This window comes from Curtobacterium caseinilyticum, from assembly GCF_030363035.1.
GTDB classification, from domain to species: Bacteria; Actinomycetota; Actinomycetes; order Actinomycetales; family Microbacteriaceae; genus Curtobacterium; species Curtobacterium caseinilyticum.
In genome coordinates, this window is sequence record NZ_JAUCMN010000003.1 from 277,544 (window position 1) to 301,172 (window position 23,629).

24 protein-coding genes are annotated in these 23,629 nt (G+C 72.8%); 12 read left to right on the forward strand and 12 right to left on the reverse strand.

Going from position 1 to position 23,629, the window contains the following annotated elements:
• Positions 1 to 42 precede the first annotated feature (42 nt).
• The 3 genes from QUG93_RS06225 (at position 43) to QUG93_RS06235 (ending at position 4,559) form a co-directional block, all read left to right on the forward strand.
• Positions 43 to 2,259, forward strand: a complete 2,217-nt coding sequence (locus tag QUG93_RS06225) for an MDR family MFS transporter (RefSeq protein WP_289473044.1) — start codon at positions 43 to 45, stop codon at positions 2,257 to 2,259.
• A gap of 109 nt (positions 2,260 to 2,368) precedes the next feature.
• Positions 2,369 to 2,959: a TetR/AcrR family transcriptional regulator gene (locus tag QUG93_RS06230; RefSeq protein WP_289473045.1), complete on the forward strand. Its 591-nt coding sequence runs from the start codon at positions 2,369 to 2,371 to the stop codon at positions 2,957 to 2,959.
• 199 nt (positions 2,960 to 3,158) lie between these two features.
• Positions 3,159 to 4,559: a hypothetical protein gene (locus tag QUG93_RS06235; protein ID WP_289473046.1), complete on the forward strand. Its 1,401-nt coding sequence runs from the start codon at positions 3,159 to 3,161 to the stop codon at positions 4,557 to 4,559.
• Between the two features lie 139 nt (positions 4,560 to 4,698).
• Here QUG93_RS06235 and QUG93_RS06240 read toward each other — a convergent pair whose 3' ends face one another.
• Entirely contained in the window at positions 4,699 to 5,457 is a 759-nt protein-coding gene (locus tag QUG93_RS06240) for an SDR family NAD(P)-dependent oxidoreductase (RefSeq protein ID WP_289473047.1), read from the reverse strand.
• 132 nt (positions 5,458 to 5,589) lie between these two features.
• Here QUG93_RS06240 and QUG93_RS06245 point away from each other — a divergent pair, with 132 nt between their 5' ends.
• Together QUG93_RS06245 and QUG93_RS06250 are read left to right on the forward strand one after the other, a co-directional pair.
• A complete protein-coding gene (locus QUG93_RS06245) occupies positions 5,590 to 6,165 on the forward strand; it encodes an acyl-CoA-like ligand-binding transcription factor (protein WP_289473048.1) in 576 nt (191 codons plus the stop codon).
• A 38-nt stretch (positions 6,166 to 6,203) separates the two neighbouring features.
• Positions 6,204 to 6,620, forward strand: coding sequence for a VOC family protein (locus QUG93_RS06250; RefSeq protein WP_289473049.1), 417 nt, complete (start codon positions 6,204 to 6,206; stop codon positions 6,618 to 6,620).
• A 48-nt stretch (positions 6,621 to 6,668) separates the two neighbouring features.
• Here the strand turns inward: QUG93_RS06250 and QUG93_RS06255 are convergent, their stop codons facing one another.
• Positions 6,669 to 6,938: a hypothetical protein gene (locus tag QUG93_RS06255; protein ID WP_289473050.1), complete on the reverse strand. Its 270-nt coding sequence runs from the start codon at positions 6,936 to 6,938 to the stop codon at positions 6,669 to 6,671.
• Positions 6,939 to 7,006: 68 nt separating this feature from the next.
• Here QUG93_RS06255 and QUG93_RS06260 point away from each other — a divergent pair, with 68 nt between their 5' ends.
• Positions 7,007 to 7,315 carry a hypothetical protein gene (locus tag QUG93_RS06260; protein WP_289473051.1) on the forward strand — a complete coding sequence of 103 codons (309 nt, stop codon included), beginning with the start codon at positions 7,007 to 7,009 and terminating at the stop codon, positions 7,313 to 7,315.
• Positions 7,316 to 7,373: 58 nt separating this feature from the next.
• On the opposite strand, the gene QUG93_RS06265 is transcribed toward QUG93_RS06260, so the two are convergent.
• Complete coding sequence (locus QUG93_RS06265) at positions 7,374 to 8,186, reverse strand: glycoside hydrolase family 16 protein (protein ID WP_289473052.1); 813 nt, start codon at positions 8,184 to 8,186, stop codon at positions 7,374 to 7,376.
• 326 nt (positions 8,187 to 8,512) lie between these two features.
• On the opposite strand from QUG93_RS06265, the gene QUG93_RS06270 reads away from it, so the two are divergent.
• Positions 8,513 to 9,394, forward strand: coding sequence for a DUF808 domain-containing protein (locus tag QUG93_RS06270; RefSeq protein WP_289473053.1), 882 nt, complete (start codon positions 8,513 to 8,515; stop codon positions 9,392 to 9,394).
• A 23-nt stretch (positions 9,395 to 9,417) separates the two neighbouring features.
• On the opposite strand, the gene QUG93_RS06275 is transcribed toward QUG93_RS06270, so the two are convergent.
• From QUG93_RS06275 to mtnN, 3 genes are all read right to left on the reverse strand, one after another.
• Complete coding sequence (locus QUG93_RS06275) at positions 9,418 to 9,633, reverse strand: hypothetical protein (RefSeq protein ID WP_289473054.1); 216 nt, start codon at positions 9,631 to 9,633, stop codon at positions 9,418 to 9,420.
• Between the two features lie 110 nt (positions 9,634 to 9,743).
• Positions 9,744 to 11,693, reverse strand: coding sequence for a potassium transporter Kup (locus tag QUG93_RS06280; protein ID WP_289473055.1), 1,950 nt, complete (start codon positions 11,691 to 11,693; stop codon positions 9,744 to 9,746).
• Positions 11,694 to 12,235: 542 nt separating this feature from the next.
• Complete coding sequence (mtnN, locus tag QUG93_RS06285) at positions 12,236 to 12,946, reverse strand: 5'-methylthioadenosine/S-adenosylhomocysteine nucleosidase (protein ID WP_289473056.1); 711 nt, start codon at positions 12,944 to 12,946, stop codon at positions 12,236 to 12,238.
• A 142-nt stretch (positions 12,947 to 13,088) separates the two neighbouring features.
• Between mtnN and QUG93_RS06290 the strand changes: the two genes are divergently transcribed.
• Together QUG93_RS06290 and QUG93_RS06295 are read left to right on the forward strand one after the other, a co-directional pair.
• Positions 13,089 to 14,843, forward strand: coding sequence for a discoidin domain-containing protein (locus QUG93_RS06290; RefSeq protein WP_289473057.1), 1,755 nt, complete (start codon positions 13,089 to 13,091; stop codon positions 14,841 to 14,843).
• A 90-nt stretch (positions 14,844 to 14,933) separates the two neighbouring features.
• Entirely contained in the window at positions 14,934 to 15,776 is an 843-nt protein-coding gene (locus tag QUG93_RS06295; RefSeq protein WP_289473058.1) for a formate/nitrite transporter family protein, read from the forward strand.
• Between the two features lie 103 nt (positions 15,777 to 15,879).
• On the opposite strand, the gene QUG93_RS06300 is transcribed toward QUG93_RS06295, so the two are convergent.
• Entirely contained in the window at positions 15,880 to 16,182 is a 303-nt protein-coding gene (locus QUG93_RS06300) for a hypothetical protein (protein ID WP_289473059.1), read from the reverse strand.
• A gap of 110 nt (positions 16,183 to 16,292) precedes the next feature.
• Here QUG93_RS06300 and QUG93_RS06305 point away from each other — a divergent pair, with 110 nt between their 5' ends.
• A complete protein-coding gene (locus QUG93_RS06305) occupies positions 16,293 to 16,778 on the forward strand; it encodes a BLUF domain-containing protein (protein ID WP_289473060.1) in 486 nt (161 codons plus the stop codon).
• 40 nt (positions 16,779 to 16,818) lie between these two features.
• Positions 16,819 to 17,841, forward strand: coding sequence for an LLM class flavin-dependent oxidoreductase (locus QUG93_RS06310; protein WP_289473061.1), 1,023 nt, complete (start codon positions 16,819 to 16,821; stop codon positions 17,839 to 17,841).
• A gap of 24 nt (positions 17,842 to 17,865) precedes the next feature.
• Here QUG93_RS06310 and QUG93_RS06315 read toward each other — a convergent pair whose 3' ends face one another.
• Complete coding sequence (locus QUG93_RS06315) at positions 17,866 to 18,606, reverse strand: SDR family oxidoreductase (protein WP_289473063.1); 741 nt, start codon at positions 18,604 to 18,606, stop codon at positions 17,866 to 17,868.
• A gap of 125 nt (positions 18,607 to 18,731) precedes the next feature.
• On the opposite strand from QUG93_RS06315, the gene QUG93_RS06320 reads away from it, so the two are divergent.
• The gene (locus QUG93_RS06320; protein ID WP_289473064.1) at positions 18,732 to 19,562 is read left to right on the forward strand and encodes a helix-turn-helix domain-containing protein; all 831 of its coding nucleotides are present in this window, start codon (positions 18,732 to 18,734) and stop codon (positions 19,560 to 19,562) included.
• A gap of 278 nt (positions 19,563 to 19,840) precedes the next feature.
• Here the strand turns inward: QUG93_RS06320 and QUG93_RS06325 are convergent, their stop codons facing one another.
• The 4 genes from QUG93_RS06325 to QUG93_RS06340 form a co-directional block, all read right to left on the reverse strand.
• On the reverse strand, positions 19,841 to 20,323 hold the full coding sequence (locus tag QUG93_RS06325) for a DUF4396 domain-containing protein (RefSeq protein WP_289473065.1): 483 nt from the start codon (positions 20,321 to 20,323) through the stop codon (positions 19,841 to 19,843).
• A gap of 135 nt (positions 20,324 to 20,458) precedes the next feature.
• Entirely contained in the window at positions 20,459 to 21,223 is a 765-nt protein-coding gene (locus QUG93_RS06330; RefSeq protein WP_289473066.1) for a DeoR/GlpR family DNA-binding transcription regulator, read from the reverse strand.
• A 33-nt stretch (positions 21,224 to 21,256) separates the two neighbouring features.
• A complete protein-coding gene (gene pdxA / locus QUG93_RS06335) occupies positions 21,257 to 22,279 on the reverse strand; it encodes a 4-hydroxythreonine-4-phosphate dehydrogenase PdxA (RefSeq protein WP_289473067.1) in 1,023 nt (340 codons plus the stop codon).
• Entirely contained in the window at positions 22,276 to 23,577 is a 1,302-nt protein-coding gene (locus QUG93_RS06340) for a four-carbon acid sugar kinase family protein (protein WP_289473068.1), read from the reverse strand. The genes pdxA and QUG93_RS06340 overlap by 4 nt, the downstream gene beginning before the upstream one ends.
• Between the last annotated feature and the right edge of the window lie 52 nt (positions 23,578 to 23,629).

The following is a 23,629-nucleotide window of genomic DNA, read 5'->3' on the forward strand; positions in this document are numbered from 1 at the left end:
TTGCGCGGTCTGCAAAGTTACAGAGTACGAAAAAGGAGTTCGATGACCGCCACCGCACCCGTCCCGGTGCAGCACGGCCGCCACGCTGCCGGGCCCGACGCGGCAGCCGGAGCGACCGGCGCGCCCGCGCCCGGCACCCCCGGCCAGCAGCCGCTGATGACGCACCGCCAGATCCTCCTGGTGATCTACGGCCTGATGGCGGGCATGTTCCTGTCATCGCTCGGCCAGACGGTGTTCGGCACGGCCATCCGCACGATCGGCGACGACCTGCACGGTCTCGACCAGCAGGCGTGGGTGACCACGGCCTACCTGATCACCTCGACGATCGCGACACCGATCTACGGCAAGCTCTCCGACATCTTCGGCCGGCGGCCCCTCTACATCTTCGGCATCGTCGTCTTCATCCTCGGCGCCGTGCTGTCGTCGATGTCCACCTCGATGCTCATGCTCGCGGCCTTCCGCGCCGTGCAGGGCATCGGCGCAGGTGCGCTGATGTCGCTGCCGCTCGCGATCATGGGCGACATCCTCGCCCCGCGTGAGCGCGCGAAGTACCAGGGGTACTTCCTGGCCGTCTTCGGCATCTCGTCCGTCATCGGTCCGCTCATCGGCGGCCTGCTCGCCGGCTCGTCCGAGATCCTCTGGATCACCGGCTGGCGCTGGGTCCTCCTGATCAACGTGCCGATCGGCGTGGCCGCACTGATCATGGTCATCGTGTTCCTGCACCTGCCGAAGGTGCACGGCAAGGGTGACAAGCCGAAGGTCGACTGGTGGGGAGCGACCGCGGTCATCGTCACGCTCGTGCCGCTGCTCCTCGTCGCCGAGCAGGGCCGCACCTGGGGCTGGGGCTCCCCGGCCGCCATCGCCAGCTACGTGATCGGCGCGCTCGGCCTCGTCGCGCTGCTGCTCGTCGAGTCGAAGATGGGCGACGCGGCGATCATCCCCCTCAAGCTGTTCCGCTCCGGCACGTTCTCGATGGCCACGGTCATCGGCTTCCTCGTCGGCTTCGCGATGTTCGGCGCGATGCTGACCATCCCGCTGTACCTGCAGATCGTGGTCGGTCTCACCCCGACCGAGTCCGGCTTCGCCACGCTGCCGCTCGTCGGAGGCCTGATGATCGCGTCGATCACCTCGGGTCAGATCGTCGCCCGTGTCGGCCGCTACCGGATCTTCCCGGTCATCGGCACGTTCCTGGTGTCCGCCGGCTACGTCGTCCTGACCTTCATGACGATCGACAAGCCGCTCTGGTTCCTCATGATCGGCATGTTCCTCATCGGCCTCGGGCTCGGCTCGGTCATGCAGTCGCTGACCCTGGCGTCGCAGGGGTCGGTCGAGGCGCGGGACATGGGCGTCGCCACCAGCTCGGCGACGTTCTTCCGCCAGATCGGCGGCACGCTCGGCACGGCCGTGCTGCTCTCGATCCTGTTCTCGGTCATGCCGAACAACATCCTGACGGCGACCGCGAACCAGGCCGACCTCAAGCCGGCGCTGTCGGCAGCGCTCGACCCCGCGGTCGCGAGCAAGCCGGCGAACCAGGGTGCGATCGAGAAGATCTGGGCGCCGATCACCACGCCGCTGCAGCAGACCGTGCAGGCACAGCTCGACGACGCGTCCGCACAGGCCGAGCAGGCGGCCGACCAGGCCGTCACGCAGCAGGTCACCGCGGCCGTGCAGCAGCAGGTCGCCGCCGGCGCCGTGCCCGCAGCCGCGGCGCAGGGCGTCATCGACCAGCAGGTCGCAGCAGCCACCCCCGCTGCTGAGTCCGCAGCCCTCGCGGCGGTCGCCGACAAGGCACACGCCAGCGTGCAGGACGGCACCGTGTCGGTCGACTGGTCGAACGCCTCGCAGCGGTCGTACTGGGTGGACGAGCTGACCCCGGCACTCGCGGAGAAGATCGACGACGGCGCCAGCTCGGACTCGGCGTCCACGAGCACGAACGACACCTCGTTCCTCACCGGTGCCGACAGCCGTCTGACGCGACCGTTCATGGCGGGCTTCAACGCCTCCTCCGTGACGATCTACTGGGTCGGCCTGGGCGTGATCCTGCTCGCCTTCGTGCTCACCTGGTTCTTCAAGGTGCCGCCGCTCCGCCAGCGCTCGGCCCTGCAGGAGCAGCACGACGCCGCGAACGGCTCGTCCGACGCCCCGTCGTCCCCGCCGTCGCCGGAGGCGGAGCTCGAGGCCCGCGCCGGGCTCGCCGCGGCCGAGGCCGGTTCGTTCACGGGGCCGATGACCGGCTCCACCCCGACCCAGCGTCGGTGACACCGGGCCGCCCGCACCCCCGGGTGCGGGCGGCCTCCCCCGCCGGTCCGTCCGGCAGCAGCCGGGCCACCGCTCCACACGGTGGCCGCCCAGCAGCACAGGAGTGCACGTGAGCACCACAGCAGCACCGGAGCCGGCCACCGCGCCGTGCACGTTGCGCGAACGGAAGAAGCAGCAGACGCGGCAGGCGCTCCACGACGCCGCCCTCAGGCTCGTGTCCGAGCACGGTCTCGACGGCGTCACCGTCGAGCAGATCTGCAGCGACGCCGACGTCTCGCCGCGGACGTTCTTCAACTACTTCACGTCGAAGGCGCACGCCGCGCTCGGCCTCGACACGGTGGAGGTGCCCGACTGGGCCGCCGCACGGTTCGCCGGCGCGGACGGGCGGCTCGTGGACGACCTCTGCACCCTGGTCGCGGCGACCGTCCCGCTGTCGCAGGACCGTCGGCGGATGAAGGAGCTCCTGGTGCTCCGTCCCGAGATGGCGCCGATGGTCATGCAGTGGATGGCGGAGTCGCGGCAGTCGCTCCTGGCGACCGTGTCCGCGCGCACCGACGAGCAGACCGCTCGCACCGCCGTCGGCCTCGTGCTGTCGGCCCTGTCCGAGGTCGCGCACCGCGACACCGTCGGTGACAGCGACGAGCTCGCGGTCAAGCTCCGCGCCGTGGTGGCCGAGATGGGCGCGATCGCAGCGGCCTGACCTGCGGGTTTGCGGGAACCCGCGCAGCTGCGTGGTTCCACAGGCCGTCTTCGGCATCCCGCAGGAACCGTCCAGGAACAGTCGTCGCGCACCTACGCTCGCAGCACCGGACGTACCCGACGCCCGGTCCCGGTCCGGCCACCCGACGCCCGGGGATCCGCGAGGAGCACCGATGAAGCACGTTCCGAGCTGCCGTTCCGTGGCACTCATCACCGCAGCGACCGGCACCGTGCTGGTCACCACCGCCTTCGGCGTCCTGCCGGCCGTCGCGGCCACGGACGCACCACAGCCCGTGTCGGCGTCGACAGTGTCGTCGTCGCCGGCACCGGACACCACCCCGGCGACCACGGCACCCGCGGCCGACACGGTCGGCACCACCGAGGCCGTGTCGGCACCGGCGACGTCGGACGAGGTCGTCCAGCCACCGGCACCCGTCGCGGACACCACCGCCCCGGCCAGCGCTGCTCCGGCCCCCGTCGCTCCGTCCACGGCCGCTCCGGCCACCGACGCTCCGGCTCCGGCGTCGCCCGCGACCGCCTCCGGGTCGACCGCCGTGGCACCGTCCGCCGCGGGCGTCCCCGCGCCCGCTGCCTCCGCTGCAGCCACCGCTGAGGACGGCTCCCCCGCCGAGCCGGCCGCCGCGGTGTCCGGCCCGTCGTACGACGAGGGCACGGACGCCTCGTCACCGCGGTGGCTCCCGACCGTCCGTGCCGGCGAGTCCTTCTCCGCCGACCTGCGCGCCCACGACGCCGAGGACGCGACCTACACGCTGACGACCGTCGAGGGCACCGACGTGGCCCTCGACTCCGGTCTGACCTTCCGCGACGGGTTGCTCGAGGGCACTGCCACCACCGCCGGCACGTTCACCGTCCGGGTGACGGCCACCACCGACCACGGCAGCGCGTCGCAGTGGGTCCGGCAGGTCGTCGAGCCGGCCGCGGTCGTCGCGGTGGGCGTCGTCGTGCACGGGGTCCCCGCAGCGGCCGACGGCTCGTACACGTGGGTGGCGGGTGACGGCACGGTCGGTCCCCGTCCGATCTCGGTCCCGGTCGGCGGCTCGATCACGCTCGTGCCGTGGACCGTCGACGAGTACGGCAACCCCGCGAACGCCACCGACCGGGCCGAGGTCTGGGCGAGCGGCGACACCGACCAGGTCGTGCACGGCGAGGACGGGTTCACCGTCACGTTCCCGCACGCCTCGACGCACACGATCTGGGTGTCGGTCGACGGCGTCTGCACGGAGTTCACCGTCGAGGTCGTCGACGACACCGCGGAGACGCCCACCACCCCGACCGAGCCGGGCGTCCCGACGGAGCCGACGGTGCCGACCGACCCGACCACCCCCGTGCCCCCGGTGGACGTCACACCGGACGACGCGACCCCGCAGGACGGTGGCACCGCGCCGGTCGTCCGCGTGACGCCGACCGCGAGCGACGCCGTCGCCGCTCCGGTCGCCGCGCGCACGACGCCCGTGGCGCACGAGCTCGCCTGGACCGGAGCCGAGACCGCTGCTCCGATCGGCTGGGCAGCGGCCCTGCTCGCCGCCGGCGCCGGACTGTTCGCGCTCCGCCGCGCGCGCCGGAGCCGCCACCGCGCCTGACCCGTCCGCGGTCACCGCGCGCAGCGCCGCGCGCGGGACGCCGCCACCCGCGAGGGACTCCGCCACGACGTGCGGTGTCCCGACGCCGGTGGCGGCGTCTCGGCGTCTCGCCGGCGTCCCGCGCGCCAGCTGGCAGCGGTCAGACCACGGACCACCCGCCGTCGCTCGGCAGCACCACGCCGTTGACGTTGGCGGAGTCGTCGCTGAGCAACCAGGTGATCGCTGCGGCGAGCTGCTCGGGCTGTGCCACCGGCGGGATCGCGACCTGCATCAGCGGGCCGACCCGGCCAGCGGCGTACTCACTCCGCATCGGGGCCTCGATGTTCGTCGCCACCGCCCCCGGCGCGACCGCGTTCGCGCGGACGCCCTGCGGCCCGTGGAAGAACGCGACGCTCTTGGTGAAGCCCGCGATCGCGTGCTTCGACGCCGTGTAGGCGGCACCGGCCGCGGAACCGCGGAGCGCTGCCTCGGAGGCGACGTTCACGACAGCACCCCTGCCCGCGGCGATCATCAGCGGCAGGACGGCCCGGGTCAGCCGCATCGGGCCGGTCACGTTGACGCTGAACACGCGGTCCCAGGTGGCGTCGTCGATCTCGCTCGGCGGCAGGAACGCGTCCATGATCCCGGCGACGTTGGCCAGGCCGTCGACCCGGTCCCCGGCGGCGGCGAGCACCGCGTCGATGGTGTCCGCTGCGGCGACGTCACCCACGACGGTCTCGAGCCCGGTGGCCCCGAGCTCGTCCCGCAGCGCGTCGAGTCGCTCGCCGACGACGTCGGTCGCCACGACCCGACCGCCCTCGTGTGCGATGCGGATCGCCGTGGCGCGTCCGATGCCGGACCCTGCCCCGGTGACGATGATGGTCCTGCCGGTGAACCGTCCGGCGGTGGTGTCGTTCATGCCTGCTCCTCATCGAGATGGTGTCGAGACGGTGGTGGTGCGACCGGCGACGAGGGTCGGGACGACCCGTGTCGCGCTGCACGGTCTCGACCGCGTGGTACCAGTTGTAGCACTCAGTGCCGAAAGGAAGCCATGAGCACCTCCCCCGCACGCCCGACGGGACGCCCGCGCACGATCGACCCCGAGGTCGTCTCGCTCGTGGCGCTCCGGATGTTCGACGAGCAGGGGTTCGACACGGTCTCGATGGACGACGTCGCCGAGGCCGCCGGGGTGAGTCGTCGATCGCTCTTCCGGCTGTTCCCGAGCAAGGCGCACCTGGTGTGGGGCGGGCTCAGCGAGTTCGCCGAGCGCTTCGAGACCGCGCTCGCCGAGCGGCCGGCGGACGAACCGTCGATCGACGCCCTCCGCACGGCCTACCGCGCGGGTGCGACCTTCCCGCCGGACGCCGTGGAGACCACGCGCCACCGCCTCCGGGTGATCCGGGCGAACCCCGGACTGGCCCCGGGCGGCGCCGAGGCACAGGCGCGACTGACCGAGACCATCGTCCGGTTCGTCGCCGACCACGACGGTCTCCCCGACGACGACCTGCGGGTCGCCGTCCGCGCGAGCACCTTCGCCGCCGCCGCGAACGCCGCGATGTCCTGGTGGGCGGAGCAGGACGACGGGCTCCCGGCGGACGCCGTCGACCGCGCCCTCGCGATGCTCTGACCCTGGTGGTCGCTCCGCCACGGCGGTAGCGTCAGGGCATGGACGGTAGCGGACCGACCCCGTACTTCCTGCTCCCCGGCACGGCCCGGGTGGCACTCGCACGCTGGCAGCAGGTCTTCGGCGGCGAGGTGCGCATCGTCTCGTACGGCGACCTCTCCCGTGGGGACGGCCCGCCCGAGGCGGTCGGCCACGGTGAGCTCGTCGGCCCGGTCCGGCTGTTCGCGGCCGACGCCGGCCCGCGCGACACCCCACTGGAGACGAGCGGCGTGCTCTTCTCGTTGCTCGGCGCGGACGCCCCGGACGTGCTCCGCCGGTGGTTCACGGACCTCTCGACCGACGGCACCGTCGTCGACGCGCTGCAGGAACGGCCCTGGGGCGACTGGGACGGCACCGTGCGCGATGCGTTCGGCGTCACGTGGTTGATCGGCTTCGAACGCTCGGCCGCGGAGGCCTGACCCGGAGCGGCGACCAGGCCCGCGCCGGCGCCCAGACCCAGACGGCGCCTACGCGGCCTCGACCGGCAGCAGCGGCGCCCAGAACGCGTCGGCACCGTCCGCGACGACGGCGTCGCGTTCGAACCGGAACCCGTACTCGCGCACGAAGTCGAGCGCGGCGGCCTGCTCGTCCTCGGCATCGTCCGACGCGGCGTCGAACAGGTACACGCCGTGTCCCATCCGCACCCCGGAGTCGCTGATGACGGTGAGGTCCCAGCGTCCCTCCTCGGCGCGCTCGATCCGGACGACGGCGGCCTGTGCAGCGGTGAAGTCAGCCATGGGCCGAGCCTACGGGCCGCCTCCCGGGTGCGTTCAGGACCGGTGCCGCACGTCGTAGCCTGTCGCGCATGGACTCCCCCCAGCACTCCGGCACGACGCGGCGCCGGATCACGCTCGACCTCGGTCGCCCCCTCGTGACGTGGGGCGCGCGCCCGACCGTGACGATCGACGGCGTCGGGCACCCTGCCCAGTGGGGGTCCGGCACCTGGGCGGTCGCCGAGGACGGGTCCACGGACGTCGGCGTGTACTGCTTCAACCGCCTCTGGCGGTTCGGCGCGGCCGTCGCGACGGTCGGCGACAGCGACGCGCTCACCTACCGGGCCGGGGCACTGCCCGTCGGGTCCGGTCGGTTGACCGCACGACGCACCACGCGCTGAGCCGGGAGGCGCGGTGCCGGTGAGCAGGTCCGCTCACCGGCACCGCGCCTCCCGTCCGTCAGTCGTAGATCGCGACCCAGTCCACGCTCACGTGCCCCGACGCGGTCGCCGGGACCCGCACGCCGATGTCGGTCTCCGCCTGCAGGGTGACCCGCATCGGCTTCGTCGGGACGGCCTTCGTCGTCGAGGCGACGAGCTTGCCGTCCCAGTAGAACCGCACGATGTTCCGGTCCCACTCGGTCGTGGCGACGTGGTACGCGGTCGTGTCGGTGGCCGCGAAGGTCTCGCGCTCCGGCTGGAAGGTCATGCCGCGCGCGGTCATGGTGCCCGGCACGGCCGATGCGGGACGGGGCCGGTTGCCGAGCGCGGCCTCGGGCCAGTCGATCTCGCCCTCGTTCCAGTTGTCGCTCGACGGCCACAGCATCACGACGAACTTGTAGCCGGGGGTCTTCGTCGTCTTGTACCGGATCGACAGGCGGCCGGTGCGGTGCGGCTTGTAGCCGTCCGGCATGACGGCCGCGGCGAGCGGTTGCCCGCGGTCCGACCGCAGCCAGAAGTCCAACACGCCGTTCTGCACGCTGAGCACCTTCGACGGCGCGTACCGCCCCTGGCCGCTCGTGTCGGAGAACCCGTCGTACAGGCCCATGCCGGGGTACTTCGCGGCGACCGTGCCGCGCGGCGCGGCGGTGGTGAAGTCCTGGCGGTAGGTCTGCTTCCAGGTCCGACCGTTCGAGACGACGTTGCCCTTCGGGGCGGCGGTCGTCACGTTCGCGGTCGAGGCCGCGGACGCGGGGAGGGTGGCCGAGGTGTCGGCGACCGTGCCGGCTGCGAGCACGGCGACGGTGAGGGCGGCGACGATCGAGGTCTTCACGGGTGGCGCTCCTGCCTACGAACAGCGACGGTGGGTGACGTCGGTGGAGGTGGTGGTGGTGCTCGGGTCCTGCTCGGTGTGCCCTGCTGTGTCGGCTCGGGACGGGCTGCCGTCAGTGGAACGGCCGATCCCTTCCAGCTGACCTGCGGTCTCGTACCCCGGATCGCGACGCAGACCGGTCTGGCCACCCACCGATCCACGGGACCACGGGCACCGGCGGCTCGGCTGCGTACCCCGATCTGGGGGATCCGCGACGAGCTGGGACGAACCGTGCCGGCCCGACGAGGCGCCCGGACCCGCGGCGGTGCTCCAGTAGGGTGAGCGGCATGTCAGTCGGGTTGCTCGCCGTGGTGGACGACATCCTCTCCGCGGCCCTCAAGGCCAGCGCGAAGACCGCGGGGGTCGTGATCGACGACGCGGCCGTCACACCGCAGTACGTCCAGGGCCTGCAGCCCGCTCGGGAGCTCCCCGTCGTGGGACGCATCGCGCTCGGCAGCCTGTTCAACAAGTTCGTCATCATCATCCCGGTCGCGCTGCTGCTCACCGCGTTCGCCCCGTGGGTGCTGCCGTGGCTGCTCGTGGTCGGTGGGACCTACCTGTGCTTCGAGGGCGCCGAGAAGGTCACCGAGTGGTTCGGCGTGCACCACGAGGCCGCCGGCGAGGGCCAGCCGACGACCGAGCCGAAGCTCGTGTTCGGGGCGATCCGGACCGACCTGATCCTCAGCACCGAGATCATGCTCATCGCGCTGTCGAGCCTCGACCCCGACCTCGGCTTCTGGCCCACGGTCGGCGCCCTCGCCCTGATCGGCGCCGGGATGACGGCGCTCGTCTACGGCGCGGTGGCGCTCCTGGTGAAGGTCGACGACATCGGGCTCCAGATGATGAAGCAGCCGTCGCGGCGCACCCGGCGCACCGGTGCCCGGATCGTCGGCGCGATGCCGACCGTGTTCCGGGTGATCAGCATCGTCGGGACCGTGGCGATGCTCTGGGTCGGTGGGCACCTGGTGATCGCGAACCTGGCCGAGACGTTCTGGGCGGGGCCGTACGAGCTGCTGCACGTCGTCGAGCACGCGGTCGAGGCCGCCGGGCCCGTGGTGACGTGGATCGTCGACACGGCGGTGTCGGCCGTCGCCGGCCTGCTGCTCGGCATGGTCGTCGTCGGGGTCGTGCTCGGCGTCGGGCGGTTGCGCGGGGGCGCCGCGCACTGAGGCCGAGGTCCCCGTCGAGCGGGTCAGACGCCGCCGGTCGCCGACTCCCACTGGTACCAGGCCTCGAGCTGCGCCTGCGCGCTGCCGAGCGCACTGTGCGAGCCGCGGACGGCGCCGTCGGCCGAGACGAGCTCGTACTGCCGCTCGCAGGTGATCCGGGCGACGATGCGTCCGTCGGCCCAGGCCGACCAGGCGTCGTCGGAGTCCTGTCGCCAGGAGAGGGTGTGCTGGTGTGCCATCGGTACGGCTTCCGCTCGGTGCCGTGGGAGCCCGTGTGGCGGAACGACCACTCGGACGGTACGCCGTCCGACTGGACGGTGCCCAGCTGGGCCGGGACGGACCGCGGCGGTCAGATCTCGACGTCGCTGCCCATCGTGACCGTCCGCTGCGCCGGCAGGCCGAAGCGTGCTGCCGGGTCGGCGGCGTTGTGCGCCAGCCCGACGAAGAGCTTCTTCCGCCACCGCGCCATCCCCCGGTTGCCCGACTGCGGCCGCAGCGCGCCACGGGAGATGAAGTACGAGGCCTTCGCCATCTGCTCGGGGTCGATGTCGAGGACCTCGGCCAGGCACGCGGCGTGCAGCGCGCGCGGCAGGTCCTGGTCGTCGGAGAAGCCGAACTTCACGGTGATGTGGTCGATGCCGTCGTCCTCGTAGCCGAGATCGTCGCGGAAGAACGCCTTGGCGTGCGGCACGTGGGGCACGTTGGCGGTCAGCACCGAGACGATGAGCACGGTCCCGTGGACGACGTGGTTGTGCTCGACGTTGGCCCGCAGGGCGAGCGGCGTCGTCTCCTTGTTCGGGTGCGGGAACACCGCGATCCCCTCGACCCGCGGGATGTGCTTCGTGTTGATGCGCTCGATGAAGTCAGCGAGGGAGCCCTCGCGCTCCTTGCGTTCCTCCTGCACGAGCTGCCGGCCCCGGCGCCACGTCGTCATGAGCGTGATCACGGCGAGGGCGATGAGCAGCGGCACCCACCCACCGTGCAGGATCTTCGACAGGTTGCCGGCGAGGAAGGTCAGCTCGAGGCCGCCGAACACGACCGCGGCGAGCACGAGCTTCCACGTCGCCCAGTGCCAGAGCGGCTTGACGACCAGGAGCAGCAGGAGGGTGTCGACCACGAGCGCGCCGGTCACCGAGACCCCGTACGCCGTCGCCAGGCTGGCCGACGAGCGGAACGCCAGCATGATCGCCAGCACGCCGATGAACAGCAGCAGGTTCACGGCCGGCAGGTAGATCTGCCCGCCCTCCTCCCGCGAGGTCTGCCGGATCGTCAGCGGCGGCAGCAGCCCGAGCTGGATCGCCTGGCGCGTCAGCGAGAAGGCACCGGAGATGACGGCCTGACTGGCGATCACCGTGGCCATCGTCGCGAGCACGACGACCGGGATCTGCAGGGCGTCCGGGAACAACAGGAAGAACGGGTCCTTGGCCGCCGCCGGGTCCTCGAGCACGAGCGACGCCTGCCCGAGGTAGTTGAGCACCAGGGCCGGGAACACGACGAAGAACCAGGCGCGCAGGATCGGCGTGCGGCCGAAGTGCCCCATGTCGGCGTACAGCGCCTCGGCTCCGGTGATGACGAGCACCACGGCGCCCATCGCCACGAAGGTGATGTACGGGTGCGCGATGAGGAACGCGATCGCCCACGTCGGCGACAGCCCCTGGAGCACGCCTGGGTGGGCGACGATGTGCGGGATCCCAGCCACGGCGATGACGACGAACCAGAGCAGCATCACCGGCCCGAACAGGTTGCCCACCTTGCCGGTGCCGAACCGCTGCACCAGGAAGAGCATCACCAGGATCACCGCGGCGATCGGCACGATGAGGTGCTCGAGCGACGGTGCCGCGGTCGACAGGCCCTCGACCGCGGAGAGCACCGACACCGCCGGGGTGATCACCGAGTCGCCGTAGAACAGCGAGACGCCGACGATCCCGATCACCAGGAAGACCGTCGCGCCCCCGCGCCGCTTGGCGTACAGGCGTCGGGCGAGCGCGGCGAGCGCCATCACCCCGCCCTCGCCGTCGTTGTCCGCGCGCATGAGCACGAGCACGTACTTGATCGACACGACGATCGTGACGCTCCAGAACATGATCGAGATGACGCCGTACACGTCCTCCTGGTTCGCCTTGACGATGCCGCCGTCGATCGTGAACACCGTGCGCAGCGCGTAGAGCGGGCTGGTGCCGATGTCGCCGAACACGACGCCGAGGGCTGCCAACGCCAGGGCCGCGACGCCCTTGGCGGGGCCGTGCGAGGAGTCGTCGACGCTGTCGGTGGTCGAGGACTGGGAGCGGGTCTCGGTCACGCTCGTCACTTCCGTCCGGGCCGTCCGGGCGACGGCCGCGGATCATCTTCGCACCGCCGGGCGACCACGGCTCGCAGCGGGCGCCCACCTGGGGGTGACGGTGCGTGGACCGGCTGGTGTGCAGGCGTCGTACCCCGTTGCCTCGACGCGTACAGGAACGGGGTCCTACCGTCCGGCTGGACGCGAGGACGCGCGCCCACGCATCCGCGCGGGCGCTCGACCCCCGCCCGGACGGAAGGAGTCACCATGGACCTGGACGGGTTCGAGCCGGCCCAGCTGATCGTGTTCGTCATCGCGGTGGTGCTGGTGTTCGGCGGCCTGCTGGCCAGCCGACGTCGCCGCTGAGGCGACCGCGCGCCGCTCCCGGTGAGCGGCTGACGGACGGGAGGCACGGGGGCCGCTGACACCGTGCCTCCCGTCCGCGCGTGCGCACCACCGACGGCCGCCCGCGTGGCTCGCGGGACCGCCGACGGCCACGCGGCGGGACCGCAGGATCGCCGACGGCCGCGCGGGTGCCAGCCGGGCCGGCGGGGGCCGTGCGGTCAGGCCGCCAGGTCGAGCAGCACGTCGTGCGCCACGCGCGCGGCGCGCGCCGACGCATCGTCGAGGTGCTCGCGGAACTCGTCGCCGTCGGGCGCGCAGAGGTCGCTGATCCCCCGGATCGACAGGAACGGCATGCCGTGCACGTGGGCGAACTGCGCGATCGCGGCCGACTCCATGTCGACCGCGGCGACCGCCGGGAACACCCGCCGCAGGTCGCGGGCCCTGGCGTCGGTGACGAAGACCTCGCTCGACCCGATCGTCGCGGTCCGCACCCGGTACGGCGTCTCCGCGGCGGCGGCGCGGGCGAGCATCCGTTCGTCGGGCGCGTAGTGCGGCGGCATGCCGGGCACCTGCCCGAGGGCGTACCCGAACGCTGTCGCGTCGGCGTTGATGTTGACGTAGTGGTCGCCGACGACGACGTCGCCGATCTCGATGCCGCGCATGAGTCCGCCCGCGGTGCCGACGCTGAGCACCGGGACGGCGCCGAAGTCGTGGAAGCAGTGCGCGACCGCGGCCGTCGCGTTGGTGAACCCGATGCCGCTGCGGCGGAGGGCGACGAGCGACCCGTCGACGTCGAGCAGGTGGTGCTCGTCGTGACCGCCCACCGGGCCGTCGTCGATCACGACGCCGCCGAGCAGGTCGGCGACGGCGGAGAGCTCTTCGGTCATCGCGGCGATGACGACGGCGACGGGGGTTCCTTCGTGGTGCACCGACCGATCCTCGCACGCGCCTGCGACAGCGGCGGACCTCCGAGGGCGTCGCTCCCGGCCCTCGGACTGGGGCGACGACGACCCGTTGACCGTCGCGGAACGGGCTCCGTACCGTTGCCGGGTCACGATCGGAAGGGGCCCGATGCGCACCGACACCACCACACTGGGCAGGACCACCACCACGGCCGTCCGGCTCGCCGCCGCGGTCGTCGCGGTCGTCCTGCTCGCCGCGCTGCTCGTCGTCACGCGGGGTCCGGCGGCGAGCGCCGCGCCGACGCTGCTCTCGCAGGGCCGACCGACCACGGCGTCGGCGAGCGACTCGACCGCCCGCACGCCGGCGAAGGCGGTCGACGGCAGCACCGCGACCCGCTGGGCGAGCGGTCGGACAGACGCCCAGTGGCTGCGCGTCGACCTCGGGCGCACGGCGACGGTCTCGCGGGTCGTGCTGCGGTGGGAGGCGGCGTACGCCAAGGCCTACCGTCTCGAGGTCTCGTCCGACGCGAAGACCTGGCGGACGCTGTCGAGCACCACGGCCGGCAAGGGCGGTGTCGTCACGACGGACGTCTCGGGCAGCGGACGGTACGTGCGGATGCTCGGCGTGCAGCGGGCGACGACGTACGGGTACTCGCTGTGGGAGTTCCAGGTGTACGGGACGGTCACTGCGGCCACGGCGAAGCCCACCCCCGCCCCGACCCCCTCACCGAGCACCGCTCCGTCGACCGGCGTGCGGGTCACGGGCACGCAGGGGAAGTGGCAGCTCACCGTCGACGGGGCGCCGTGGACCGTCCGCGGCGTGACCTACGGCCCGTCGAACGCCGATGCGCCGTCGTACATGGCCGACATCGCCAGCACGGGGGCGAACACCGTCCGGACGTGGGGCACCGACGCGTCCTCGGCGCAGCTGTTCGACGCCGCACGCGCACGCGGCATCCGCGTCGTCGCCGGGCTCTGGCTCGACCAGGGGGCCGACTACGTGGGGAACACCACGTACAAGGCCGACACCCTCGCGAGCATCACGAAGACCGTGACCACGTACCGCGACCACGGGGGCCTGCTCATGTGGGACGTCGGCAACGAGGTCATGCTCGGCCAGGGCGAGGCACAGCGCGTCGCCTACGCGCAGTACGTCGAGCAGGTCGTGCAGGCGATCCACCGGGCCGACCCGGGACACCCGGTGACCTCGACGGATGCCTGGACGGGCGCCTGGGACTACTACCGGCAGTACACGCCGAGCCTCGACCTCTACGCCGTGAACTCGTTCGGCGGGATCGGCTGGGTCCAGCAGCAGTGGCGCGACGGCGGCTACACGAAGCCCTACCTGGTCACCGAGACCGGACCGGCCGGGTCGTGGGAGGTCCCGGCCGACGCGAACGGGGTGCCCCGCCAGCCCACCGACACCGCGGCGGCACGGGCGTACACCGATGCCTGGCGGGCCGTGACGGCCGCTCCCGGGGTCGCCCTCGGCGCGACGATGTTCCACTACGGGGTCGAGAACGACGAGCCGGGCGTCTGGCTGAACCTGCGCACCGACGGGTTGAAGCGGCCGTCCTGGTACGCCGTGCAGCAGGCGTACCGCGGGACCGTCGCCGGGAACCGGCCACCCGTCGTCGGCACCACCACCGCGAGTCCGTCGACCGGCGTCGCCCCCGGCGCGACCGTCACGATCACGGCGCCCACCACGGACCCGGACGGCGACGCGGTCACCTGGCGCGCGTACACGACGAGCCGGTACGTCGACGGCGACGGGACGCTCCGTCCGACCGCGGTCACCCGGGCTGCCGACGGGACGCTCCGCATCACCGCGCCGACGACCGCGGGGGCGTGGAAGATCGCCGTGTACGCGCTCGACGGGCACGGCAACGTCGGCATCGGGACGACGTCGGTCCGGGTGCGCTGACCCGGGCGGTGCACCGGTCCGGCCGGCCAGTGATCCGACCGGCGCACCGGCCCGTCCGTCCGCAGGACCGACGGGGCTACGGTCGGAGCAGTGACCGATGATCGACGCCGCGAGGTCGGCGAGGGAGACGCACCCGTCGAGGACGAGATCGAGGAGTCCTTCGACGCGGTGGTCGACGAGGGTGCCGAGCGGCTGCAGCGGACGATGCGCGTCGTGCTCGCCACCGGGTTCGCCGGCGGCCTCGAGGTCGGCCTCGGCGTGATGGGCTACCTCGCGGTGCTGCACGAGACCGACAGCCACCTGCTCGCGGGCCTGGCGTTCAGCGTCGGCCTGATCGCCCTGCACCTGGCGCACAGCGAGCTCTTCACCGAGAACTTCCTCATGCCGATCGTGGCGCTCATCGCCCGCGAGGGCACCGTCGGACAGCTCCTGCGCCTCTGGCTCGGGACGCTGCTGAGCAACCTCGCCGGCGGCTGGGTCGTGATGTGGCTCGTCGTGCACGCGTTCCCGCAGTGGCACACCGTGCTCGAGGAGTCGGCACGGCACTACGTCGACACGCCCTTCGGGCTGCAGGCCGTCGTGCTCGCCGTGCTCGGCGGCAGCACCATCACGCTCATGACCCGGATGCAGCAGGGCACCGACTCGGACCCCGCCAAGCTCGTCGCCGCCGTGGTCGGTGGGTTCCTGCTCGCGGGACTGCAGCTGTTCCACTCGATCCTCGACTCGCTGCTCGTCTTCGGCGCGATCCAGGCCGGAGCGTCGATCACCTACGGCCAGTGGCTCGGGTGGTTCGGCTACACCCTGTTGTTCAACGTGCTCGGCGGGGTCGTGCTCGTGACGTCGCTCCGGATCGTCCGGTCCGCCGATCTGCTGCAGGGACGGCGGCGCACCGCGCCGGACGCACCGGACCGCGCGGCCGGGGAGCAGGGCTGACGCCACCCCGGGACGGACGGGAGGCACGCGGGGACGCCGCCACGGGCCTCCCGTCCGGCACCCCGTGCGGCCCACCGGCACGGTCGCGTCGCGACCGGAGGGATCAGCGGGCAGCCGGGGCGGCGACCGCGAGCGCGGACGCGAGCGTCGCGATCAGCCCGAGGCGGGCGAAGTACGGGCGGGCCGCCACGGGGAGCAGGGCGATCAGTGCGAAGGCGTTCGCGGCGGTGTCGGCGAGCCGGTCCTGCTCGGCGGGGGACAGCGGGACGCCCGCCGCGACCAGGGTGGCCCAGCCGACGATCTCCGCGCTCGGGAGGTCGGGGTCGTGCACGCTCGCCCGGTCGACGCCCTCGGGCAGCGGCGCGGTGCCGTGCAGCCGCAGGAGTGCCTCGAGTTCTTCGCGCATCCCTCAACCGTAGAGCGACACCTGCCGAGGGTCACAGGAAGCCGGGGGACGTGGCCGTCCGACGGCCGCGTCCCGGGTCGGCTCCCGGCGAGCGCGGGTTGAGTGGGAGCGTGCACCCAGCGACCACGGAACTGTTGTCCCTCGTCTACGCGAGCCGCGCGGTGGTGGGCTTCGGGCTCGACGACCTCGACGCGCTCCTGACGCACTCCCGGCGTGCCAACGCGGACGCGGGCATCACCGGGCTGCTGCTGTTCAAGGACCACCGGTTCCTGCAGCTGCTCGAGGGTCCCGCGGCGGCGGTCCGCGAGAAGATGGCCTTCATCGCCGAGGACCCGCGCCACGAGCAGGTCACCGTGCTCCTCGAGGAGGACGTCCCGACGCGGCAGTTCCCGGACTGGACGATGGGCTACGCCGCCGAGGACACGCTGCAGCGAGCCGAGGTGCCGGGGCACCGAACGACGTTCGACGACATCGACTTCATCCCCGACGACCACCGGGTCGGGCCGACCCTGCCCGAGCTGCGGGAGCTCCTGCGGTGGTTCCGCGAGGAGCAGGCGTCGGCCGGGGCCGACCTCGGGAGTGCCCGCCCGCGGTGAGTCCCGCGCCGCGGTCCCCCCTGTCTGCCACGATCGGTGCATGCCCACCGACGGACGACCGCTCGAACGACTCGGCTTCCTGACCCTGGGGTCGTTCGACCCCGCCGACCCCGCGGGCGGTCACGAGGGGACGCTCCGCGTGATCGAGCGGGCCGAGGCACTCGGCTTCGACAGCGCGTGGCTGCGGCACCGCCACCTGCAGCACGGCATCTCCTCCCCCGTCGCCGTGATGGCGGCCGCCTCGCAGCGCACCTCGCGGATCGCGCTCGGGACCGCCGTGACCCCGATCGGCGCCGAGAACCCGTTCCGGCTCGCCGAGGACCTCGGCACCGTGGACGTCCTGCTCGGCGGACGCCTGCACCCGGGCTTCTCGGTCGGGACCCCGATGCACTTCGACCGCTACCGCGACGCGATCTACCCCGACACCGCCGAGCAGGAGGACCTCGGGAACGACAGGCTCCTGCGCTTCCGCGACCTCGTGCGCGGCGACCCGGTCACGGACGACGTCGAGCGACGCGGCATCGAGGAGTTCGCCACGACCGTGCAACCGCAGAGCCCCGGGCTCGCCGACCGGCTCTGGTACGGCACCGGCAGCACGCGCTCGGCGGTCTGGGCGGCGCAGAACGGCTTCCACCTGCTCACGTCGAGCGTCACGCGCGCCGAGGTCGGCAACGACTTCGCGGCCAACCAGCGGGCGCAGGTCGACGCGTACCTCGACGCCCGTCCCGATCCCGGCAGCGCCCGCGTCTCGCAGGGGCTGGTGGTGATCCCCACGGACACCGCGACGGCGGAGCAGGAGGCCCGGTACCGCGCGTACGTCGAAGCGCGATCGGGACGGGTCGGCGTCCCGCAGGGTCCCGCCGGCCTGCTGTTCGCGGCGGACCTGGTCGGGACGTCGGCCGAGATCGCCGACCGGCTCCGCGCCGACGCCGGGTACCAGGTGGCGACCGAGGTGGCGTTCGCGCTGCCGTTCTCCTTCGAGCCGGACGACCACACCCAGATCGTGTCGGACATCGCGGAGCGGCTGGGGCCGGAGCTGGGGTGGGCGCCGGGCGCTCCCTGACGTCAGGGCGCCGTCAGGGCGGGGTCAGCGCCCGGGGAGGACGGCGAGCGCCTTCGACCTGGCGGCGAGGAGCTCGGCGTAGGTGCCGTCGCGTTCCGCCCACCGCAGGTGCTGCGCTGCAGCGACGACGATCTCGTCCGGGGTCGGGTCCTGCGTGAGGAGCTCGAGGGCCTCGTCGAGGTACGCGTCGAGGGGCAGGGCGGCCGGGTTGACACGCTCCTGACCGGCGGTGGCGACGGCCGGCGGGACGATCTCCGTCACGCGGACCCCGGTGCCGGCGAGCTGAGGCCGGAGCGCCTCGGTGTACGCGTGCACCCCGGCCTTCGATGCTCCGTACGCGGGCATCAGCGGGAACGGCAGGAACGCGATGCCCGACGACACCGTGACGACGTCGGCATCCCCCCGAGCGAGGAAGTGCGGGGTGAACGCGTCGACGACCCGCATGGTCCCGAGCAGGTTCACGGTGACGGTCGTCTCGGCCGCCGCGGCGTGGGCGGGGTCGCGGAGGTCCTCCTGGAGCAGCACCCCCGCCATCGTGACGAGCAGGTCGACGTCGGGGTGTGCGGTGAGGACCTCGTCGCGTGCCCGGAGGACGGAGTCGGGATCGGTGACGTCGACGCGGACCGTCTCGAGGTCGTCGACCCGGCCGGTGTCGCGTCCGCCGACGACGACGGTGCTGCCGGCGGCGGCGAGACGCCGTGCGAGGCCCAGGCCGATGCCCGACGTCCCGCCGACGACGAAGGCGGTGCGGTGGTGGATGTCCATGGTGCTGCTCCTTCTCGAGGTGCTGCCCATGCTGGTGCCGTCGGCCGCACCGAGGGAGGCCCCTGCTCGTCCGGGGAGTGACAGGACCCCCTCTCGGTGCGCGCCACCCGGGTATCGTCCGGTTCATGGCGGCGGAGGCACGGACGAGCACCCTCGGCGCGTACCTCCAGGCCCGGCGTGCCCTGGTGACGCCCGACCAGGTGGGCTTCGCGTCCGGTCCGCACCGCCGGGTGCCCGGGCTCCGACGCGAGGAGGTCGCGCTCCTCGCGGGCATCAGCGCCGACTACTACCTGCGGCTCGAGCGGGGTCGGGACAGCAACCCCTCGCCGCAGGTGCTCGGGGCGCTGGCGCGCGTCCTGCAGCTCGACGAGGTCGAGACCGCCTACCTCCGCGAGCTCGGCGCACCCCGGCCCCGGCCACGCCGTGCCCGCTCGGAGGAGCGTGTCCCCGGCCGGCTGCACCACCTCCTCGCCGCCCTCGACGCCCCGGCGTTCATCGAGGGCAGGTACTTCGACGTCCTCGCGTCGAACCCGCAGGCGGTCGCGCTCTCGCCGCGACTCGTCCCGGGGCAGAACCGGCTGCGGTCGCTGCTGCTCGACCCGGAGGAGCGGGCCTTCCACGTCGGGTGGGAGGACTCCGTGGCGGCGTTCGTCGCCGTGGCCCGACGCACGTTCAGTGACGACGTCGACGACCCGAGGGCCGTCGAGCTCGTCGGTGGGCTGTCGATCGCGAGCTCGCGCTTCCGGACGCTGTGGGCACGGCACGACGTCCGCGTGCTCGAGGGCGGGAGCGTCACGGTGGAGCACCCCGTGCTCGGCCGCCTGCAGCTGCACCGTGAGAAGCTCCCCGTCGACGGGCTGGTGCTCGTCGTGTACTACGCGCAGGCGGGCAGCGCCACCGCGGAGCGGCTCGGGCTCCTGGCGAGCCTGGGGGCGACGCCGGGCGACGCCCGCTGACCTGGTCCGGGGCGCGCCGACCGGACGTCGCGCGCCTGGACGGCGAAGAGCCGGAGGAGGTCGACCTCGACGGCGTCCTCCCGGCGCGGGGCCGGGTCGAACATCGTCGACATCCCTGTCCGAGGCGGCTGACCCCGGACCGCACGCGGGTGCCGAGACCGGTCCGGGTGGGCGACCGGCGGCCGCCGGTCAGCTCGACGGTGGACGGGCGCGGGGGTGCACACCGTGCAGCGCGCGGTGTCTCGGTCGATCAGCGCGGGTTCCGGCTCGTCGGCCGGTCAGTGCAGGCCGTGGACGACGGCGTGCCCGAGACCGCGGCTGATCATCCACCGGTTGACCGGGGTGGTGACAACGAACGCGAGGGCGAGGGACAGCGCGAGGGCACCCCAGAACAGCCACTGGTCGAGCTGCGCGTCCATCGCGCCCGGGATCGCGACGACGACCGTGTTGTCGATGATCTCCATGACGGCGATGGAGACCGTGTCCGCGGCGAGCGCGACCTTGAACGCCGCGCGGAGGGTCAGTCCGGACCGGACGACGCCGCGCATGGTGAGCGCGTACCCGAAGACGAACGCCAGGACGACCGACAGGACGATGGTGCCGACGTTGTGGAATCCCGCGGCGGTACCGATGACCATGCCGAGGACCTCGCCGATCGCGCAGCCGGTCAGGCAGTGCAGCGTGGCCGTCGCGGCCGTCGACCACGTGGTCGTGCCGTGGCCGGCGTGCTCGTGACCGCTCGCCTCGTGGTGTCCGTGCATGTCCGTGCTGCTCCGATCTGTGGCGGCGACGCCGACGCCTCCGGTGTACCAGGACGAGTACCCCCAGGGGGTACCCGTCCTGCAACGCGGGACGGCGCCGTCGTGTTCCACCTCGTGACGGGCGACGAGGAGCGATCAGACCGTGGTGACGGTGACGCCGGCTGCCCCGAAGCGCTCGACGACGTCCGGCGAGACGTCGTCGTCGGTGACCAGCGTCCACCCGCCGCCGAGTCGGGTCCACGCGTGGAACTCCGACTGCGCGAGCTTCGAGGAGTCAGCGAGGACGTACACCGATGCCGCACGACGAGCGATGAGTTCCTTCAGACGGATCTGACCGAGGTCCGCTTCGCAGATCCCGCGCTCCGGCGACACCGCGTCGGCTCCGAGGTAGGCGGCATCGAACGTCAGGTACTCGAGCGCAGCCTCCGTCAGGGGTCCGACGAACCCGTTGCTCAGCGACCGGTACTCGCCGCCGAGCGTGACGAGTCGGACGTCGTCGCGGTCGGCCATGTCGGTGATGACCCCGACGCTGGTGGTCGTGACGGTCAGGTCCGCGTCGACCGGCAGGGCGTGCGCGAACGCCGCGACGGTCGAGCCGTTGTCGAGGAAGAGCGACGCCCCGGGCGCCACGGTCGCGGCGGCGCGGCGGGCGATGTCGCGCTTCGCGTCGAAGTGCTCGCCGAGCCGCTGTCGCAGCGACGCCTCGGGGTGCGCGGCCACCGCCATCGCGCCGCCGAACGTCCGGGTGAGCTTCCGCTGCTCCTGCAGGCTCGCGAGGTCGCGCCGGATGGTGGACGCGGTGACCCCGAAGCGCTCGGAGAGCTCGTCGACGCTCGCGAGTCCGACCGTCGTCGCGAGCGTGACGATGGCGTCACGCCGCGCTCTGGCCGAGATCGACACCGGGCACCTCCGACGGCAGGGACTGGGGACGTGTCAGGCGCCCTGCGACGAACTCATCGCGCCCGACGTCGGAGCGAGTTCGGCCGCCTGGCGGAGCGCCTCGATCATGCTAGCGACATCGGCCTTGCCGGTGCCCGCGATGTCGAACGCCGTCCCGTGGTCGACCGATGTGCGGATGACCGGAAGACCCACCGTGATGTTCACCCCGGCCTCGATCCCGAGGACCTTCACGGGGCCGTGCCCCTGGTCGTGGTACATCGCGACGACCAGGTCGTAGTCCCCGCGACCGGCGAGGAAGAAGAGGGTGTCGGCCGGCAGCGGTCCGACGGCGTCGATCCCGTCGGCGCGTGCCGCCTCGACGCCCGGAGCGATCTTCTCGGCCTCCTCGCCGTAGCCGAACAGGCCGTTCTCGCCGGCGTGCGGGTTGATCGCCGCGACGCCGATCTTCGGGTGCGGGTTGCCTGCGCGCACCAGGGCCTCGTTGCCCCGCCGGATCGTCCGCTCGACGAGTCCCGGTTCGATCCGTGCGACGGCGTCGATGAGCCCGAGGTGGGTGGTCACGTGCACGACCTTCAGCTTCGCCGTCGAGAGCATCATCGAGACCTCGTCGACGCCCATGAGCTCCGCGAGCATCTCGGTGTGGCCGGGGAAGACGTGTCCCCCGGCGTGCAGCGCCTCCTTGTTCAACGGTGCCGTGCAGATCGCCTGGACCGTCCCGGCCGTCGCCGCCTCGCACGCGACACGGATGTACTGGAAGGCTGCATCGCCGGCGACCGGCGAGAGCTTCCCCCACGGCAGGTCCTCCGGCAGGAGTCCGAGGTCGACCACGTCGATGACACCGTCCTGGTGGGCAGCGTCCGCGACGTCCTCGACGACGTGGAAGGTGACGTCGACGCCCCGGATCGCGGCGGCCTGGCGGAGTCGGCCGAGGTCGCCGATGACGACGGGACGGCAGACGGCCAGGACGTCCGGCGAGACGACGGCCTCGACGACGATCTCCGGGCCGACACCGGCGCCGTCGCCCATCGTGACGGCGACGATCGGGGTTGCGTTCATCTGCGGTACTGCCTTTCAGTTCGTGCGGCCTGCGGCCGCTTCGACGCGGCTCGGGTCGCGGACGGGTCGTCTCGTGCGGACCGGAGGAACGTGGCCGCGTCGAGCAGGTTCGTGATGGACCCGAAGCTGCCGGGTCGCGTGACGACGCGACGGCCGTCGTCTGCGCGGGACACGACGCAGCCGGGTTCGACGGCGCCCTCCGGCACGATGGTCGCGATCTCGAGGCGGCTGAGCACTGAGCGTGCCGTCTCGCCACCGGTCAGCACCAGGGCGGACCGGCCGCTGATGGCGGCGGCCACGATGCCGAGGCCGTCGGCGAGCCGTCGAGCGAGGTGCGGGACCGGGTCGTGCCGATCCTCGACGCAGAGCGCCGCACTCCCGCTGCGCAGCGCCACCAGCGCTTCCTGGATCGCGGGGTGGTCGATGTCGTCGACCTCTCGGCGGTCCACAGCGCGGAGCAGGACGTCGCGGGGCACCGGCACGACGGGGACACCGTTCGCTGCGAGGACCTCGAGCTGCCCGGTCGCCTCGGTGCTGGCCGTGCCCACGACGAGCAGGACGTGTTGGCGTCCCTCGGCGCGCGCCGAGTGCTGTCCGGGGTCCGTCACGACCGGGACGGGAGCCTGTGCGCCGCGGAGCCGACCGACGGCCGCAGCGATCCCGCCGGAACCGACGACCGTGCAGTCCGTGCCGTCGAGCGCTGCTGCGATCCGGTCGAGGTCGTCGTCGGTGACGGCGTCGAGCACGGGGATCTCGCCGGCGCCGATCGCGCGTTCGACCGAGCCGGAGACGGCGTCGCCGCCGGCGCGGACGACCGTGAGCGGGACGGAACGGGCTCGCTCCCCGACCGCGGCCAGCGGTCCGGGGACGACCCGGGCCTCCAGGCCGTGCAGCCCTGCGTCCGCGACCGGACTGCCGTGCACGAGGAGCCGACCGTCGACGACCGTCCGTCCGAGTGCCGGGAGCGCGGAAGCGACCACGACGTGCGCACCAGCGTCGGTGAGCCCGCCGACGACGTCTCCCACACCACCGCGCAGCAGCGAATCGGTCTTCACCAGCCGGACCGGCGCTCCTGCAGCACGCATCCGCAGCGCTGCCCGCGCGACGGACGCGCGGCGCGAGTCCGGGTCGAGCGATCGCGTGTCGCAGTCGAGGACGACATCGGACGAGGAGCGCGCGACGTGCTCGAGCGCGGCGGAGAGCGTGAGGGCGACGGTTGCCGAGCTGCTCCCGAGGACCGCGGCGACCTCGGCCGCTCCGGACAGGTCGTCTGCGATCGCGGCGAGGCGGTTCGACATCGGACCCCTCCTCCGCTCGGTGGTTGCGCCGTTCCGTCCGGCCGGCATGCAC